This window comes from Legionella moravica DSM 19234 (assembly GCF_000423305.1).
GTDB lineage: Bacteria > Pseudomonadota > Gammaproteobacteria > Legionellales > Legionellaceae > Legionella > Legionella moravica.
On the sequence record NZ_AUHS01000015.1, the window covers coordinates 117,519 to 134,203 of the forward strand.

Sequence of the window (16,685 nt, forward strand, 5' to 3'; positions counted from 1 at the left end):
CTATTTTTTTTGCTCAATGGACTTAGACAAATGACAGCAAGTACTTATGATATTGTTCTCCTGACTCAACGTGATTATGTCAATCCCATTGAAATAACACCTTATATCGATCATGTGCTCACGGAAGATCGGCTACTCACTGAGGCGCTGGAACAAAGAGGCCTTCGGGTTACGCGAACTTTTTGGGATAATTCTGATTTCGATTGGAACAGCACGCAATTTGCCTTATTCAGGGCTACATGGGATTATTTTCATCGATTCGCCGAATTTCATCAGTGGTTGAACAGGATGTCCAGGAAGGTACAATTGATCAATCCTTATTCAGTTATTCGTTGGAATATGGACAAGCATTATCTTGGCATATTACATAATAGAGGAATCAATATTCCCCCAACCCTTTTTTTAAAACAAGGAAATAACACCTCTTTAAACCATCTGCTCATGCAAACAGGCTGGACTAAAGCCATTTTAAAACCAGCAATAGCTGGAGCAGCACGACATACTTATCTCTTTGATGCATCCAATGTCAATGAACATGAACTCATTTTTCAGCAGTTGATTGCTAAAGAAGCCCTGTTGCTGCAAGAATTTCAAAGTCAGATTGTTACACGTGGCGAGGTTTCTTTTATGGTTTTTGGGGGCAAATACAGCCATTCGGTTTTGAAACAGGTAAAAGAAGGGGATTTCAGAGTTCAGGATGATTTTGGGGGGACTGTACATTCCTATACTGCTTCAGTGGAAGAAATAAACTTTGTTGAACGAGTCATTGCTCAATGTGATGAATTACCCGTTTATGCTCGTGCTGATGTAATGTGGGATAATAACAATGAATTGTGTCTTTCTGAATTGGAGATGATTGAACCTGAACTTTGGTTTAGGCGGGATCCTGAATCATCTGCTTTAATGGCGGATGCTGTGTGTCATTACATGCGTCATTCGATTGCTGATCGTGGTGAAAAAAATAAGGTCACCAGTTCACTGGTGTATTGACGGACTATTTAACAGATGTGATGCTCTTTAGGGAGTATTTATTATCATATATTGCTGCGAGAGAAGTAGGGTGCTAAAGGATTTAGCTCTGTAATAATCAATTAGGAAGATGTTATGAACACAAGGATCATTTCTTTATTATTCATCAATTTGGTAACTGTAACGGCACAAGCCGCCTCAGAAAAAATTGTTTGGGGTGCTGATCGTCATATCTTAACTAAGTACCATGCGGCAGTGTCGGCCAAATCGGGTTTATTGAAGGCGACTGGTCCGGCAAAATCAATCAATTACCAGTTAAAACTAATAGAAAAAGAGTCAAACTCCAGTTTGGAACATGTTCGTTATCAAATCTATTATAAAAACATTCCTGTATGGGGTCATGAATTAATACACCATAAAGCAATTAATGCAAAAGAGTATCTGACAGGAGTCGATGTCTCTGGAATTGAAGACGATATAAAAGAAACAAACGGCAATTATACGGCAGAGGAGATTGAAACTAAGGTTTTGAGTACCAATACAGATAAAATAATGTATAAAAACAGTGAAAAAATTATTTATCTGGATTCAAAAAATAAATCTCATCTTGCCTATCATGTCTCCTCATACACCAATAACGTGATTCATTCTGTTGCAGCACCTAATTATATTGTTGATGCGCATACTGGAGAAATCCTGAAGCAGTGGGATGATTTAACTCATAAAAAAATTGGGCAGGGTCTTGGGGGAAATGTATTCATTTTGCCTTATAGATCGGGACTTTTTCAGCATGGAACTGTTCAAGAAGGAATTCCTTCTCTGGGAACATTTGATGTAACTGTGAAAGGAGGCAATTGCTATGTGGAAACACCAGAAATCAGAGTGATCAATGTAGCACAAACAGATATGGATAAAGCTTCTTTTCCTGTTTTGAGCCTGGTAGAAGTCTTTAAGAAGCCACCGACCTTTTACTATCCTTGCAGTCAAAAAACACATTATTTCAATAAAAATGATGGCGATACTGCTCCTGCTAATTACAGTTTTTCTTCAGTGAATGACACCATGTATTTTGCTGGAGTGACTATGGATATGTATAAAAAATATTATGGGGTAGCAAAACCTCTTGGAGATGATTTGCCCTTACGCGCTTATACCCATTTAAAAAATTTTGATAATGCGTTCGCTGTACCCTCCGTTAAAGTGAAAGGCTTGTATTTAATTCATCAACAAATTGTTATAGGGGATGGCGATACCTTGTTAACTGCGCCAGCTCAGGGAACATTGTCGCATGAACTCACCCATAATTTTACGCGTTTGTATTCCAATCTTATCTATTCAGGGCAGTCGGGTGGGATTAATGAAGCTTTCTCAGATATGGCTTCAATTGCCATGCTGGATTATTTACGTAAAGATTATCCTTGGTATTGGGACGGGTTTGATTGGTCTATAGGACGGGAGGCAACAATTGGTGGATTGCCTTTAAGATATATGGATGACCCGGTCAAAGACGGAATGTCCATTGATCATGCTCGTTCCTATAATGACAGCCTGGATGTTCATCAAACCAGCGGCGTATTTAACAAGGCATTTTATATATTATCGCAAAAAACAGATTGGTCCATTAGAAAGGCATTTCAGGTCATGGTTGACGCAAATATGAATTATTGGACATCAGGAACTCATTTTGAAGCTGCCGCTTGTGGTGTAATCCAGGCTGCTATAGATAGAAAATACACCAAGCATGCTGTTGTTGAAGCATTTGCTGAGGTTGGTGTTGTTTGTCCTTTAAATAGCCTGACGGTTTGAGACACCATCCAATAAATTTAGTTACCTGATATGTTTATTGGAATCAGACAGTGATAACATCCTTTGCGTTAACGCTATAAATAAGGATATACGTTCACATGAACAAGGGAATGAATTCATTTGTATTGGTTGTAGCCGTTATTGCGGGATTTGGTGGTTTTTTATTTGGTTTTGATTCAAGCGTCATCGCTGATGTAAAAGATCAGGTGGTGGAGCAGCTGAATCTTTCCGAGCTGCAATGGTCGGTGGTGGTAAGTATCAGTTTATTGGGGTGTGTTCTCGGCATTCCTTTAAGCGGTCTTTTCGCAGACAGGGTGAGCAGACGTTCTTTACTCAAAGTTGTGGCATTGGGATTCGTGGCAGGAACTGCCATTTGTGCTCTGACTCATTCTCTCTATCCCCTATTATTAGGACGTTTTATTATTGGTGTCTGTATCGGTATTGCCTCCTATATCGCTCCTTTATTTATCTCGGAAATTGCCCCTCCTCATCGAAGAGGTACATTGGTTTTAATCAATGGCCTAACTATTACATTTGGCCAGGCCATTGCCTATTTAATCGGATATCTGTTTCATGACTACTCATCCGCTAGTTGGCGCTATTTATTTTGGATGGGCAGCATTCCCGCTCTGATATTGTTTATTGGAATGTTTTTTGTGCCTCATTCGCCACGATGGATTATGAAAAAACAGGGCAGGGATGAAACCTTAAAGGCATTAAGGCGCATCCGGCCCGCTGAGTACAACATTCAAAAAGAGTTGGAAGATATTAACAGTCATTTAGATAATCAGAAACCTCAATTCAATATGCTTTTCAAGGCTCCAATTGCCGCTGTTTTAATGGTAGGTATCGGGCTTGGGTTGTTTCAACAATTTTCGGGTATTAATGCAGTGATGTATTATGGTCCGGTTATTTTTGAGTCTGCAGGTTTTTCTCCAGTAAAAAATGCCATTTTGGCAACCTTTTGTATGGGCGCAATCAATTTTTTGTTTACTCTGATTACCTTGTTGTGTATTGATAAATTAGGCAGGCGGGTGTTGCTTTTAAGCGGTACCTTGATTGCCGCTTTGAGCCTGTTTGCTGTGAGTCTGGTGTTTAATTATTCTCTACCGGGTCAAAAATACTGGATTCTCGGATTATTTACTTCTTACGTTATTGGTTATTGCATCAGTGTCGGATCATTATTTTGGGTTTTAATCTCTGAAATTTATCCTCTTCAGGTTCGCGGCCTAGCGATGAGTATTGCAACAGTCATGCAATGGGGGGCGAATTTTGTCGTCTCTATTTCGTTTCTGGCGGTATATCAATCCTTCGGTCAATCTCTTACTTTTTCCCTGTTTGGCTCCTTTTGTTTATTGGCATTTGCTTTCATTTATTACTTTGTACCCGAAACAACGGGGATTTCACTGGAGAAGATAGAGCAACAATTGATGGCTGGAATACGCGTTAGAGACATTGGACAACCGGTGTCAGGTAAAAGAAAAACCAAACAATTTGAATTACTTATGGATTAATTATGATGAATACTAAACTATGTCGTATTGGGATTATCGGGGCGGGCAGGATTGGCAAACTGCATGCAGAGCATATCAAGTATCATTTGCCACAGTTTGATTTGCAGGTGATAGCCGATCCTTGTCTGGATAGACAATGGGCTCAAAGACTGGCTGTTTCCAATTTATCCAATCAGATCGAAGACGTTTTGTTTCATCCTGATTTGGATGCCGTTTTAATTGCTTCACCGTCTACCCTGCATTTGGAACACATCAAAGCGGCAAGTGAGTCCGGGAAAGCGATATTTTGTGAAAAGCCTATTGGTTTGGATGAGCATGAAATTATTGACGTGCTTGAGTTGGTTAAATCCAATAACACATTGTTGCAAATTGGTTTTAATCGACGTTTTGATCCCAGTTTTGCCAACCTGCAACAACGAGTGCATGCTGGAGAAATTGGCTCAACTCATATAGTCAAAATCACTTCTCGTGATCCCGCTTGTCCTCCTAAAGAATATGTTGCTACCTCTGGCGGTATGTTTATGGATATGACCATTCATGATTTTGATATGGCACGTTTTTTAGCTCAATCCGAGGTCACTGAAGTGTATGCTACGGGAGCTGTGCTGATTAATCCTGAATTTGCAGAGTATGATGATGTAGATACTGCAATAATTCAGTTACGTTTTGCAAACGGCACTTTGGCGGTTATTGATAACAGCAGACAGGCTGTTTATGGCTATGACCAAAGAATTGAAGTCTTTGGTGAGAAAGGCATGTTATTGGCGGCGAATCAGCTGGAGAATTCAGTGCATCATTATTCGAAGAGCTCTACAGGACATGCTAATCCTCAGTATTTTTTCCTGGAGCGTTATCATCAGGCATTTATTGCTCAGTTGGTTTCTTTTTATGATGCCTGGATAAACAATAAACCCAGCCCTGTGTCAGGAGAGGATGGCTTACAGACATTGCGTATTGCCAAAGCGGCAAAACAATCTTTGGAAACTCGTTTACCAGTATGTTTAGATTAAGGAAAAAAGATGTACCCTCAATTTTATTATGATTCAAAACGTCCTGTCGATTTGATCTGTATGGGACGTGTTGCAGTGGATCTGTATGCAGAGCAAATAGGCAGTGCACTAAAAGATGCCCATTCTTTTAGAAAATATTTAGGCGGTTGCGCGGGTAATATAGCCGTTGGAACTTCACGGCTTGGTTTAAAAACCATGATGTTTTCCTGTGTTGGTCAAGATGAAATGGGTGCCTTTTTAAAGCAGGAATTAAGCAAGGAAGGAGTGAATACTGATTTGCTGTATGAAACAGCTCAGCATCTAACTGGACTGGTATTGTTGGGAGTTAAACCACCTCATGATTTTCCCCTGATATTCTACCGTAATCAGTGTGCTGATATGCAGTTAATGCCGGAGCAAATTTCCAAATCTGCTTTGGAGCAATCCAAAGCATTGTTAATTACTGGAACAGGTTTATCTACGGCCTCAATGCGAGAAACAACAGAGACGGTGATTCAGCTGGCCAGAACTGCTGAAACTTTAGTGATACTTGACCTGGATTATCGGCCTGTTCTTTGGGGATTAACTGCCTTGGGGAATGGTGAGACTCGTTATTGTCAAAGCCAGGAAGTAAGCAAAGCTTATCAGGAGGTACTTCCTTATTGCGATTTAATTGTTGGTACTGAAGAAGAAATTTGTATTGCAGGAGGGTACGATGATCTCTCCACTTCCTTAAATTACATCAGATCAGTCTCCACGGCACCTGTGGTAATTAAACTTGGTGAGCAGGGGGCATCAGTAGATTTTGGTGGTGGTATCCCGGTTTTAAAATCTCGACCTTTTCCAGTAGAGGTGCTTAATGTTCTGGGTGCCGGTGATGGGTTCATGTCGGGTTTATTGTCCGGCTTATTGCAAGGGAAATCCTGGGAAGAGGCAACGGCGTCAGGTAATGCTTGTGGGGCACTGGTTGTAACTCGGCATGGCTGTGCTCCTGCCATACCGTTCAAGGACGAGTTAGATTATTTCATCAAGGAGTACGATAGAGATCCCAATGTCTGGAACAGCAGCTATTTGATGCAACTGCATGACCAGCACCGGCAACTGGAATCGTCTTCTTGCCTGATCAAAAATCCTCAGGGTTTTATCAATGGCCTGAATCGTATCGTTAATATTAACCAAGCACATCATAATACGGGTATGCATTTTAGCTCTCTCAAACTCACTAGGGGTCAACAGTATTCGTTTGATGTTCATTATGAGTTTGCCGCTTTATTGCTCACGGGAAAAGTACAATTTCAGTTTGATAATCAAATCATCCAGGCAGAGCGCTTTGATTATTTTTCTCAAGCTCCAGTGGTTTTGCATTGTGCATCTGGTCAAATTGCTTCAGTTGTAGCACAAAGTGATTGTGAAATTTTACTCATTGAAACACTAAACGATCGTTATTTTGCACCAGTACTTTTTGATGAATCCAATCTATTGGAACTGGATGACAGAGGAAAAAACATTCTGGATGATACTTCTTATCGTATTGTCAGAACGGTATTTGATAAACGAAACAGACCTGAATCAAATCTTGTTGTTGGAGAAATTATAACGTTTCAGGGGCGGTGGTCGAGTTATCCCTCTCATTATCATGATCAACCAGAAATATACCATTACCGTTTTTCTGAGCCGCAAGGCTATGCTTTTGGCGAACATGGTAAAGAAGTGTTGCGGATCGAACACAATGATACCTATCAAATAGCTGATGGCCAGGAGCATGCTCATTGTGCAGCCCCGGGTTATGCGTTGTATACCCTATGGTTTATCCGTCATCTAAAAGATAATCCTTATGGCATGCCTACTTTTCGCAAGGAGCATGAGTGGACCAGGACAGAAAAAGCCAATCGAAGAGTGTGGAATAATAAATAAGATTCAGGAGTGCATGTAATGAAAGTCAGATTGACTATGGCTCAAGCTTTACTAAGGTTTTTAGCCAATCAATATGTGGTTATTGATGGTTCTGAGTATCGGTTTGTTAATGGAATAATGGGTATTTTTGGACATGGCAATGTGACCGGTCTGGGCGAAGCTCTGGAATATGCCGATTGTGGAATCACTTACTATCAAGGTCATAATGAACAGGGTATGGCACACGCTGCAACAGCTTTTGCCAAACAGAAAAATCGGTTGGGTATTATTGCCTGTACTTCGTCAATTGGTCCTGGTGCTACCAATATGATTACGGCAGCAGCCACAGCGACCACCAACCGTATTCCCTTGTTACTGTTGCCTGGTGATGTGTTCAGTTGCAGACAGCCCGATCCTGTTTTGCAGCAATTGGAAGTTCCTCATGATTACACCATTTCGGTGAATGATTGCTTTAAACCGGTGAGTAAATATTGGGACAGAATTACACGACCAGAACAGTTACTTACTGCGTGTATGAATGCGATGAGGGTATTAACCGATCCAATAGAAACCGGAGCTGTAACTTTATGCTTGCCTCAGGACGTACAGGCTGAATCCTATGAGTATGATCGTTCATTCTTTGACAAGCGGCTTTGGCACATCGAAAGAGAGCCCTTAAGTGATCGGGCACTTGCTGAGGCAATGCACGTTCTTGTGGCATCTAAAAGACCGCTTATTATCTCAGGTGGAGGAGTACATTACTCTTTGGCTACAGAGGTACTCTCTCAGTTTGCCTTGCGTCATGCGATTCCTGTAGCTGAAACGCAGGCGGGTAAAAGCAGTTTATCGAGCGACCATCCCATGAACGTTGGAGGGATAGGCGTGACTGGCTCGGAAGTCGCTAATATATTGGCCGCACAGGCTGATGTCATTTTAGTCATCGGATCTCGCTTGCAGGATTTTACTACAGCGTCAAAATGGGGGTTTAAAAACGGTAAGACTCAGTTGATTCATTTAAATGTATCTCGTCTTGATGCGATGAAAATGAACGCCTTGATGCTGAAAGGGGATGCCAAAACCGGATTGCAACAGTTAGACACCTGTCTTGGGGACTATCAAAGCCCTGCAGACTATCAACGATTAATTCAGCAGTATAAATCAGAATGGGAACAGGAAGTGCACCGTGTGTGTACACCTCCTGATTCAGGCAGTAAAGGCTTGCATCAAACCGCTGTATTGGCTGAATTGAATCGTTTTGCATCGAAAGATGATGTGGTTATTTGTGCTGCTGGCAGTTTACCGGGTGATTTGCATCGACTATGGAAATCAAAACAATCGAAAGATTATCATTTGGAATATGCTTATTCGTGTATGGGTTATGAAGTTGCTGCAGGATTGGGTGTTAAACTCGCTAAAGAAAACACACCGGGTGAGGTTTATGTATTGGTAGGTGATGGTAGCTTTATTATGATGCATTCCGAATTGTTAACCTGTATTCAGGAGCAAAAGAAAATTACGATTATTCTTTTTGATAATCATGGATTTCAGTGCATCAGAAATTTACAGGAGGGTAATGGAAGTAATGGGTTTGGTACTGAATTTCGGTACAGAAACCTGGAAACCAACCGCTTAACAGGTCAATATCTTCCTATAGATTTTTGTCAATATGCTGCAGCTCTGGGTGCTAAAACGTATTTTGCCGATTCATACCAGCACCTGGGGGAGGCCTTAAAAAAAGCCAAAGAAGATTTGCTTGCAAATGTTATTGTTTTGCCTGTGTTGCCAAAGACTATGAGTCAAGGATATCAAACCTGGTGGCGAGTTGGGGTTGCGGAAGTTTCCAGCTCCGATGCAGTCTCTAAAGCATATCAGCAAATGAATGAACAGCTTGAGCACGTCAGACTCTATTAATATCGACGCATGGAAATGGGGATTGTAATTGAACAATGCTCATTTTTAAAAGCTATGGCTGGTCGACACTGGTAACCGGTTGCCAAGTTGCCTGTGAAAGAGCACCAGTCTGAGATTAGACCTTTAGTATTAAGGAATACATTATGAATATTAAATTAGGCATTGCTCCCATTAACTGGTGTAATGATGACGATCCCAATTTAGGTAAAGACATCAGCTTTGAACAGTGCATCAGGGAAATGGCCCTGGCTGGGTATATTGGTACCGAATTGGGTAATAAATATCCACGGGACATTACAGTTTTAAAAGATGCTTTAGGAGCGCAAGGTCTTCAGTTATCCAGTGCATGGTTCAGTACCTTTTTTACTGATCCCAGCCAATACCAAAGTACTTTATCCCGATTTATGGATCATATGAGCTTCATGCGGGCAATGGGGGCATCTTATATTAATGTGTGTGAATGTGGGCATGCAATTCAGGGAACAGAACAAGCAATAATCAGCCCTTATAAACCCGAGTTCAGTCAGGAGCAGTGGGGGCATTTAATTAATGGGCTTCATGCCTTGGGCAGAATAGCTTATGACTTTAATATGACCATTGTTTATCATTATCACGCAGGAACTGGTGTGTATCATGAGCATGAAATTGATTATCTGATGCAGAATACCAGTCCACAACTCCTTTCTCTATTACTGGATACTGGTCATGCTGCTTTCGCAGGAATTGATCCATTAAATTTAATCGCCAAATATGGGGACCGGATTCGTTACGTCCATCTTAAGGACATACGCTCGGAAGTATTAAAACAAACAGAACAACAGCAATTATCATTTATGAATGCAGTGCGGTCAGGGGTATTTACCGTTCCAGGCGATGGAGCAATAGATTTTAACTCGGTTTTTAAAGCACTGAAGCAGGCTCAATATGAAGGATGGATGATCGTTGAGGCCGAGCAGGATCCAGGTAAAGCACCACCTTTGGAATACGCAAGAAAAGCTTTTGACTATTTAAGCGCGATCCTATAATTTAATCCTGTACTAATATTACATAGTGTTGACAATTGATCAATGCATTCCCAACGTCTGGCGACTTTGGGAATTAAGTGAGGCGTTGTCAATAATTGCTGTTATTCAATGAATCTGGAGGATAGGGATGCCCCCGTTAGAAAAAATAATTCACTCAGCCATGGCTGCATTTTTTGTTCTGGCTACCTCAAATAATGCTATGGCAGATACCACAGATCCAGCTTCTGCTACTGAAAAATGCTACGGAATCGTCAAGACAGGTATGAATGATTGCGCGACTGCTACGGCATCTTGTGCGGGTTCCGCAACGAAAGACAACCAAAAAGACGCTTTTTTGCTTATGCCAAAAGGGTTGTGCGAAAAAATTGTTGGTGGTTCCCTTGATGCTGGAAAATAAACTACACTCAGTCTAATCATAACTGTTCATAAGGAAATGCACATGAAACGATCGTTCTCTTCTTTAATCTTATCCATTCTGACTATGTGGTCATGCTCCAACATGGCTTTTTCAGCACCAGAGACGTTTACTCTGGATAATCAACACACCTATATTCTCTGGACTATTAACCATTTAGGTTTTTCCAGTCAGGCAGGTAAATGGTATGCCAGTGGCGATCTTGTACTTGATAAAGATCATCCAGATCAAAGTAAAGTGAATGTGACGGTTAATGTGGCGGATGTTGTCACGGGTATTCCTGAATTAGACAAACACTTGAAAGGGAAATTATTCTTCGACGTGGCTCAATTTCCCAAAGCAACCTTTGTAAGTAATAAAGTGGATGTATTAAGTGATAAAACAGCAAAAGTAGAGGGCACATTGACCTTACACGGAGTAAGTAAACCACTGACTCTTGATGTGACTCTTAATAAAGTGGGCGTGAATCCGATTAACAACAAAAATACGGTAGGATTTACTGCAACTGGAACGATAAAACGTTCCGATTTTGGTATGGATACTTTACTTCCCAATCTGGGGGATGAAGTGACTCTGCAAATAGGGGCTGAAGCGTATCAGGATAAAAAATAAGGTATTGTCATGCACATTAAAAATAGCAGATCAGGTTTTGGCATCGTTGCCATCTTTTTACATTGGGTTATTGCAATTCTGATCATTGGATTATTGATTTTGGGTTTGTATATGGTCAATCTTCCCATTAGTCTCGAGAAACTAAAGCTCTATGGGTGGCATAAAGAACTTGGTTTTCTGGTGCTGTTTTTGGCGATATTAAGAATCATCTGGCGTTTGAGCAATCAAATGCCAGAGCTGGCTATACCTCTACTGGAAAAAATAGCTGCACGAAGCATGCATTGGGCTTTTTATGTTTTTATGTTTGCCATGCCCATCAGCGGTTGGCTTATTACTTCTTCAGCTGGATTACCTGCCTCGTTCTTTGGTTTATTTACCTTGCCAAATCTTGTTGCACCAAACGAACAGAATAGACAGTTGTTTGAATGGATACACGAATGGCTTGGGTATGCTCTTATTCTTGCAATCATGCTGCATACCGCTGCAGCTTTAAAGCACCATTTTATTAACAAGGATGACATATTAAGGAGAATGTTGCCATGAAATCAGGCTTTTACTGGATTTTCGGTTTATTATTGGTTTGTTTCTCATATACTGTGACCGCAGCAACATCACCTCAATGGGACATCGTACCTGAAGAAAGTGAGCTAACCTTTACTGGTACGCAAAATAACGCTCCGGTTACTGGTTCTTTTAAAAAGTTTACCGGTGAAATTTTCGTTGATCCAGAACATTATAAAGCTAGTTCAATTCATATAGTCATTGATATGACATCAATTACAGCTTCTTATGCGGATATTACAACAACCCTGGAAGCTCCGGATTGGTTTGATGTAAAAGCGTTCCCGAAAGCGGAATTCAAAGCGACCCAATTTAATAAAATTGGTGAAAAAACTTATGAGGCAGATGGTATCCTCACGATAAGGGATAAGTCAGCACCAGTTACTTTAACATTTACTGCGGAAGAGTCACCCAAAAATCATGCTTTGGTGAATGGCACTGCGTCTATTAAGCGAAGTACTTTTGGTGTTGGTCAAGGTGAATGGGCCAGTACTGATGCAATCAAAGATGAAGTAACGGTGGCATTTAAAATAACTGCTAATCGTAAAAATTAGGGTATCCTTTGTATAATGGTATTGAAAGAACTGTTCTCTCACCCAGTCAAGCCCAAAGCCCATATTAGCGCAATGCTAGATGGGCTTTGGAGCCTTAAAATCCGCATCTATGAACCTTCCACAAGAATTCATTTCTTACTTAGCTCCAGGTCGAGGGTTTGCATGTTGGATGCTCTCTTCGATTTCATTCAGTTTTTTGGACGAGTCCGTTTGATGAACGTCTAAAAAGTTTTTATTATTTGCCAGGTTGACTGCTCCTTTGATAAGTAATCCCACGCCTAAAGTTGTGACTCCTATTACTAAATTAACTAAAAATTGAGACCACCCTCTGTGTTTGTCAAGAACTGGTCGCGCAGTATTAATATGTTCTTTGCAGTTCTTTTCAAAAAGCTCATAACTTTGTGGGGTTATCTCTTTCATAAAGCAGCTTTTTTCATGATTTAATTGTTCATAAAGCGTACTGGCTGTAATTACTGCCTCTTGCAGTGATCTGTAAGTCTTTGAGTCCTGTTTTTCTTCGTTCTTTCGATTTTTCAGCTGGTTAATTTTGTCCATAAACAGAATCATTGTCTTGTTAAAGTCTTCTAATAAAGATAATTCCACTGCAGATTCAGTTTTTAATGTTACTTTTTCTTGATGCAGGGTAGACAATTGTGGAATCTTTCGTTGCAATTGTTCGATCAAAAATACTTTATGTGGATGAGCTTCCACGTTGGGAAGCAAATAATCCAACATATTTTTGTTTGTCGAATCTTTTTTATAGATATTTGCACCTTGATCGATTAGTGTGTTAATTATGGCACAGGTTGTTTTTAGTTCACCCAGGTCCTGTGCTGTTTCTATTCGACGTGCTGCTTCAATCAAAGCTGTAGTTTTAGGTTGATTCGGTAAAGGTATCGCTGGGCGTCCGGGTAGGTACACGTTATGCTCCTGATCTAAATCAACCCTTTTGCCAATAATATAGCAAACGACATCGAGACGATTATGCTGTACCGCTTCAACCAGATAACTCTGAGACATAGAGTTGAGTTTCGTAATGTTAATTGAACCTCGTTGAATTATGCCTTTAATTTCATTTAAATCTTTATTTAATTTAATCGCCAGAGATAAATCTATCACAGGATTTGTTTGTGGAGCAGATTGAGGCTTCTGTACGTTCGGAGCAGGAGAAGTGGGCGATGGAGCTGACACTTTAGGCTGTTGAAAGGGAGGTATTATAGAGTTAAAGCTGGTTGTTGGAACTGCTTGTTGTGGGTTTTGCAGTATAGAGGGAGCTGGGCTGGTAAAATTGAAGGTTTGGGCTGCAGATTTAGCATCTGGTCGAGGTTGTACTGGTATCGGAGGTAAAAGAGAATGCCTCGAATAATTTTGATTTAATGCTGCTTGTTCAGCAGCTCTTAAAATATTAACTATGTTTGTATTGTTCCTTGAATTGGCCCATTCTGAGGCCAACAAGCCAGGTACTGGAGGCATGCGATGCCGCACCTGATTTTTATGCAGAGGATCAGCTCCGGCTTTCAGAAGCTCTCTGACCATATACTCATTACCTATAACAGCAGCAGTAATTAATGCATTAAATCCATTATTATCAATTGAATTCACATTAACCCCCTTTGTCATCAACTTGTCAAATAGGGCGTTATTATTTGCAGCAATCACAACCATTAAAAGGGAAATACCGTGATTAGAAACCGAATTAATATCAGCACCTGCGTCAAGCAAGGTATTAATTTTGTCCAAATCAATAGGTTCTTTTACCATTTCTGATTTTAATTGTTTATTGATTAGTTTGTGATGTTCTTCATTATGTTTTTTTCTGGGTGGTTCTTTGAATAATTCTGAGGTGATTCTATCATTTGGCATTTTACTTGCTCCTGTACGGCATCATAACACTCTTGTTCTATACGCTTTATCAGACCACGTGGTGTGAACATCTACTTGACGTCACAAGGAAAAGAAAAGATTTATGGTTGATTGCAAACTCTGTATACAACGAGCTGAACAACTCAAATAGTTATGATTCCTTTTTAAAAAAAGTACATATCAGAAGTATAGCCTAGTGTTTGTTGATATTGACAACTCATCCATTTATTCCTGCTTTCTTTGCTTTATGTCTAAACGATTTTTATATTTTAAGCTTAATAATGGTCTTGAATTAAACTTCATGATAAAAATCGGTCTTACTCGCGTAGGCTCAATAGTATCCGGGGAAATTGAGCTTCTTTCGATCAAATCCCCTCTCCACCGCGCGAAGCGTGGGGGAGTAATCAACGTGCGCGCAAAAGCGTGCTCATTAGCTAAGATATACCAGAGATTTTTTTCTCTTTACTGAGAAAGTTCGATTATAACCTATACTTTTTTATATAAGATTCAGTCAATTCAATAATCAATGAAGTACAACAGGGACTTGTTGACATGAAGCGTATTGTTTTCTGTATCTTTTTTTGTGTATGCATCTGTCAAAATGGATGGACTGGAAAAAGGGTTCCTGAACTTCATGACTTATATCGTATTGCTGATGTAAGTGAGCCGGATGTATCTCCCGATGGCCAATGGGTGGCCTACAGCGTCAGCCAATTAAATGAGGATACAGACTCGTCATTTAGTAACATATGGCGAGTATCTCTCGATGGACAACACACCGAGCAACTGACCCGTTCACAAGAGGAAACCAATTATCTTCCCAAATGGAGCCCAGATGGTACCTGGATAGCCTATCTTTCGGATGCCGGAGAGCAAAATACCACACAAATCTGGCTCATGCCTGCGAAGGGAGGAACGGGCCATCAATTAACTCATACTCAAGGTGAAATCAGCGATTTTGTCTGGTCACCTGATTCAAAGAGCATCGCTTTTATTGGTAATGAAACAGACAATTCAGATGATGAATTAGTAGACAAGCCGATAGTAGTGAACCGGTTTCAATTTAAAGCTGATGGAAGCGGTTATCTGACTGATGTTTATGATCATTTGTATCGGGTTGATATTGCTGATGGTCGAATTACGATGCTGACTTCTGGTGAACACGATGAATATCTACCCGCCTGGTCTCCCGACGGTAAGTACATTGCGTATGTTACAAAACGAGGAAAAGATGCTGACAGACATTTAAATTATGATATTTATATTATTGAACCGATCGCGCATGCCAAGGAAAAACAGCTGACTCATTATATGGGGAGTGATATGGACCCTGATTTGGAGTCCAACTTATCATGGAGTCCGGACAGCACTAAGATTGCATACTTACGCAGTAAAGAAGATAAATGGATTTATTATTCGCCAACGCAACTGGCTGTGGTTCGTGTCTCGGATGGCAGTGAATCGATCATTGCGCCGATGGATAAATGGTTCTATAAGCCTAAATGGTCACCTGATGGATTAAGTATTTATGCCTTAATCGAGGAAAGTAGAACTACGTCACTGAATAAAATTAACAGTGCAACCGGTCAGGTTACTCGGATAACCGATGGACAACGAACTGATATGGATTTTGTATTAGGAACAAATCAGATTATTGTGTTAAGTACGGATGATGTACATCCTGCGGAATTGTTTTTGACAGCTACTCCTTTGATTCCCTTAACTCAGCACAATAAAAAAATCTTGGATGAAGTACAATTTCAACCTGCAGAGGACATACAATTCAAAAGTTTCGATGGAACCCTGATTCAGGGATTATTGGTGAAGCCCATTCAGTATCAGAAAGGAAAGAATTATCCGGCGCTTTTAAATCTTCATGGTGGGCCTGTCTATCAATTCAGCCATGAATTCAATTTCGAATTTCAATGGTTTGCTGCCAATGGTTATGTGGTTATTGCCCCCAATCCTCGTGGTAGTTCTGGAAGGGGTTTTGATTTTGCCAAAGCCATCTATGCTGATTGGGGTAATCTTGATGTTAAAGATGTTTTGGCTGCTGTAGATTATGCCGTTTCTTTGGGAGTTGCTGATCCCGCACGATTGGCAGTTGGTGGCTGGAGTTATGGGGGAATACTGACTGATTATGTCATAGCCAGTGACACTCGGTTTAAAGCCGCATTTTCTGGTGCAGGATCAGCTAATGTTTTATCGGGTTACGGGGCAGATCAATACAGCCTTGAATATGAATTGGAACTAGGAAAACCATGGGAACACCCCGATTTATATATGAAATTAAGTTATCCATTTATGAAGTCGTATCGCATTAAAACCGCTACCTTGTTTCTATGCGCACAGCTGGATTTTAACGTACCTTGCCAAGGTTCAGAGCAATTGTATCAGGCATTGAAATCATTAAACATACCTACACAATTAGTGATTTATCCGAATGAATATCACTCCTTGTCTGTTCCCAGTTATTTGGTAGACAGACTGCAACGCTATACAGATTGGATGAACAAATATCTGAGATAAAGATCAACCAAATCATGATGTTGCTTCGTGATGAATACGCAAAA

Annotated in this window: 13 protein-coding genes; 12 read left to right on the forward strand and 1 reads right to left on the reverse strand. The window is 40.5% G+C overall.

The genetic code is table 11. The annotated features are described in order from the left end of the window. Positions 1–30: 30 nt before the first annotated feature. The 11 genes from G543_RS17040 to G543_RS0104520 all read left to right on the forward strand — a co-directional run bounded on the left by G543_RS17040 (position 31) and on the right by G543_RS0104520 (position 12,249). On the forward strand, positions 31–990 hold the full coding sequence (locus G543_RS17040) for an ATP-grasp domain-containing protein (protein ID WP_051190579.1): 960 nt from the start codon (positions 31–33) through the stop codon (positions 988–990). A 114-nt stretch (positions 991–1,104) separates the two neighbouring features. Next, positions 1,105–2,775, forward strand: a complete 1,671-nt coding sequence (locus tag G543_RS0104475) for a M4 family metallopeptidase (RefSeq protein WP_028383475.1) — start codon at positions 1,105–1,107, stop codon at positions 2,773–2,775. 98 nt (positions 2,776–2,873) lie between these two features. Then, on the forward strand, positions 2,874–4,289 hold the full coding sequence (locus G543_RS0104480; RefSeq protein WP_028383476.1) for a sugar porter family MFS transporter: 1,416 nt from the start codon (positions 2,874–2,876) through the stop codon (positions 4,287–4,289). A gap of 5 nt (positions 4,290–4,294) precedes the next feature. After that, entirely contained in the window at positions 4,295–5,299 is a 1,005-nt protein-coding gene (gene iolG / locus G543_RS0104485; protein WP_028383477.1) for an inositol 2-dehydrogenase, read from the forward strand. Positions 5,300–5,308: 9 nt separating this feature from the next. Further along, a complete protein-coding gene (iolC, locus tag G543_RS0104490; RefSeq protein ID WP_028383478.1) occupies positions 5,309–7,192 on the forward strand; it encodes a 5-dehydro-2-deoxygluconokinase in 1,884 nt (627 codons plus the stop codon). A gap of 18 nt (positions 7,193–7,210) precedes the next feature. After that, positions 7,211–9,082 (forward strand): 3D-(3,5/4)-trihydroxycyclohexane-1,2-dione acylhydrolase (decyclizing), encoded by a 1,872-nt coding sequence (gene iolD, locus G543_RS0104495; RefSeq protein WP_028383479.1) that lies wholly within the window; start codon positions 7,211–7,213, stop codon positions 9,080–9,082. A gap of 143 nt (positions 9,083–9,225) precedes the next feature. Continuing rightward, entirely contained in the window at positions 9,226–10,107 is an 882-nt protein-coding gene (gene iolE, locus G543_RS0104500; RefSeq protein WP_028383480.1) for a myo-inosose-2 dehydratase, read from the forward strand. A gap of 127 nt (positions 10,108–10,234) precedes the next feature. Next, a complete protein-coding gene (locus G543_RS0104505; RefSeq protein ID WP_028383481.1) occupies positions 10,235–10,504 on the forward strand; it encodes a BufA1 family periplasmic bufferin-type metallophore in 270 nt (89 codons plus the stop codon). A 42-nt stretch (positions 10,505–10,546) separates the two neighbouring features. Continuing rightward, positions 10,547–11,134 carry a YceI family protein gene (locus tag G543_RS0104510; RefSeq protein WP_028383482.1) on the forward strand — a complete coding sequence of 196 codons (588 nt, stop codon included), beginning with the start codon at positions 10,547–10,549 and terminating at the stop codon, positions 11,132–11,134. A gap of 9 nt (positions 11,135–11,143) precedes the next feature. After that, positions 11,144–11,677: a cytochrome b gene (locus G543_RS0104515; protein WP_028383483.1), complete on the forward strand. Its 534-nt coding sequence runs from the start codon at positions 11,144–11,146 to the stop codon at positions 11,675–11,677. Further along, complete coding sequence (locus G543_RS0104520; RefSeq protein ID WP_028383484.1) at positions 11,674–12,249, forward strand: YceI family protein; 576 nt, start codon at positions 11,674–11,676, stop codon at positions 12,247–12,249. The genes G543_RS0104515 and G543_RS0104520 overlap by 4 nt, the downstream gene beginning before the upstream one ends. A gap of 135 nt (positions 12,250–12,384) precedes the next feature. Here G543_RS0104520 and G543_RS0104525 read toward each other — a convergent pair whose 3' ends face one another. Next, the gene (locus tag G543_RS0104525; protein WP_028383485.1) at positions 12,385–14,112 is read right to left on the reverse strand and encodes an ankyrin repeat domain-containing protein; all 1,728 of its coding nucleotides are present in this window, start codon (positions 14,110–14,112) and stop codon (positions 12,385–12,387) included. A 552-nt stretch (positions 14,113–14,664) separates the two neighbouring features. Between G543_RS0104525 and G543_RS0104530 the strand changes: the two genes are divergently transcribed. Then, positions 14,665–16,641 (forward strand): S9 family peptidase, encoded by a 1,977-nt coding sequence (locus tag G543_RS0104530; RefSeq protein WP_028383486.1) that lies wholly within the window; start codon positions 14,665–14,667, stop codon positions 16,639–16,641. Positions 16,642–16,685 lie beyond the last annotated feature (44 nt).

Bases quoted from the DNA above. Each gene is read 5' to 3' on its own strand.
- G543_RS17040 (WP_051190579.1), top strand. From the start codon at position 31: ATGACAGCAAGTACTTATGATATTGTTCTCCTGACTCAACGTGATTAT.
- G543_RS0104475 (WP_028383475.1), top strand. From the start codon at position 1,105: ATGAACACAAGGATCATTTCTTTATTATTCATCAATTTGGTAACTGTA.
- G543_RS0104480 (WP_028383476.1), top strand. From the start codon at position 2,874: ATGAACAAGGGAATGAATTCATTTGTATTGGTTGTAGCCGTTATTGCG.
- iolG (WP_028383477.1), top strand. From the start codon at position 4,295: ATGAATACTAAACTATGTCGTATTGGGATTATCGGGGCGGGCAGGATT.
- iolC (WP_028383478.1), top strand. From the start codon at position 5,309: ATGTACCCTCAATTTTATTATGATTCAAAACGTCCTGTCGATTTGATC.
- iolD (WP_028383479.1), top strand. From the start codon at position 7,211: ATGAAAGTCAGATTGACTATGGCTCAAGCTTTACTAAGGTTTTTAGCC.
- iolE (WP_028383480.1), top strand. From the start codon at position 9,226: ATGAATATTAAATTAGGCATTGCTCCCATTAACTGGTGTAATGATGAC.
- G543_RS0104505 (WP_028383481.1), top strand. From the start codon at position 10,235: ATGCCCCCGTTAGAAAAAATAATTCACTCAGCCATGGCTGCATTTTTT.
- G543_RS0104510 (WP_028383482.1), top strand. From the start codon at position 10,547: ATGAAACGATCGTTCTCTTCTTTAATCTTATCCATTCTGACTATGTGG.
- G543_RS0104515 (WP_028383483.1), top strand. From the start codon at position 11,144: ATGCACATTAAAAATAGCAGATCAGGTTTTGGCATCGTTGCCATCTTT.
- G543_RS0104520 (WP_028383484.1), top strand. From the start codon at position 11,674: ATGAAATCAGGCTTTTACTGGATTTTCGGTTTATTATTGGTTTGTTTC.
- G543_RS0104525 (WP_028383485.1), bottom strand. From the start codon at position 14,112: ATGCCAAATGATAGAATCACCTCAGAATTATTCAAAGAACCACCCAGA.
- G543_RS0104530 (WP_028383486.1), top strand. From the start codon at position 14,665: ATGAAGCGTATTGTTTTCTGTATCTTTTTTTGTGTATGCATCTGTCAA.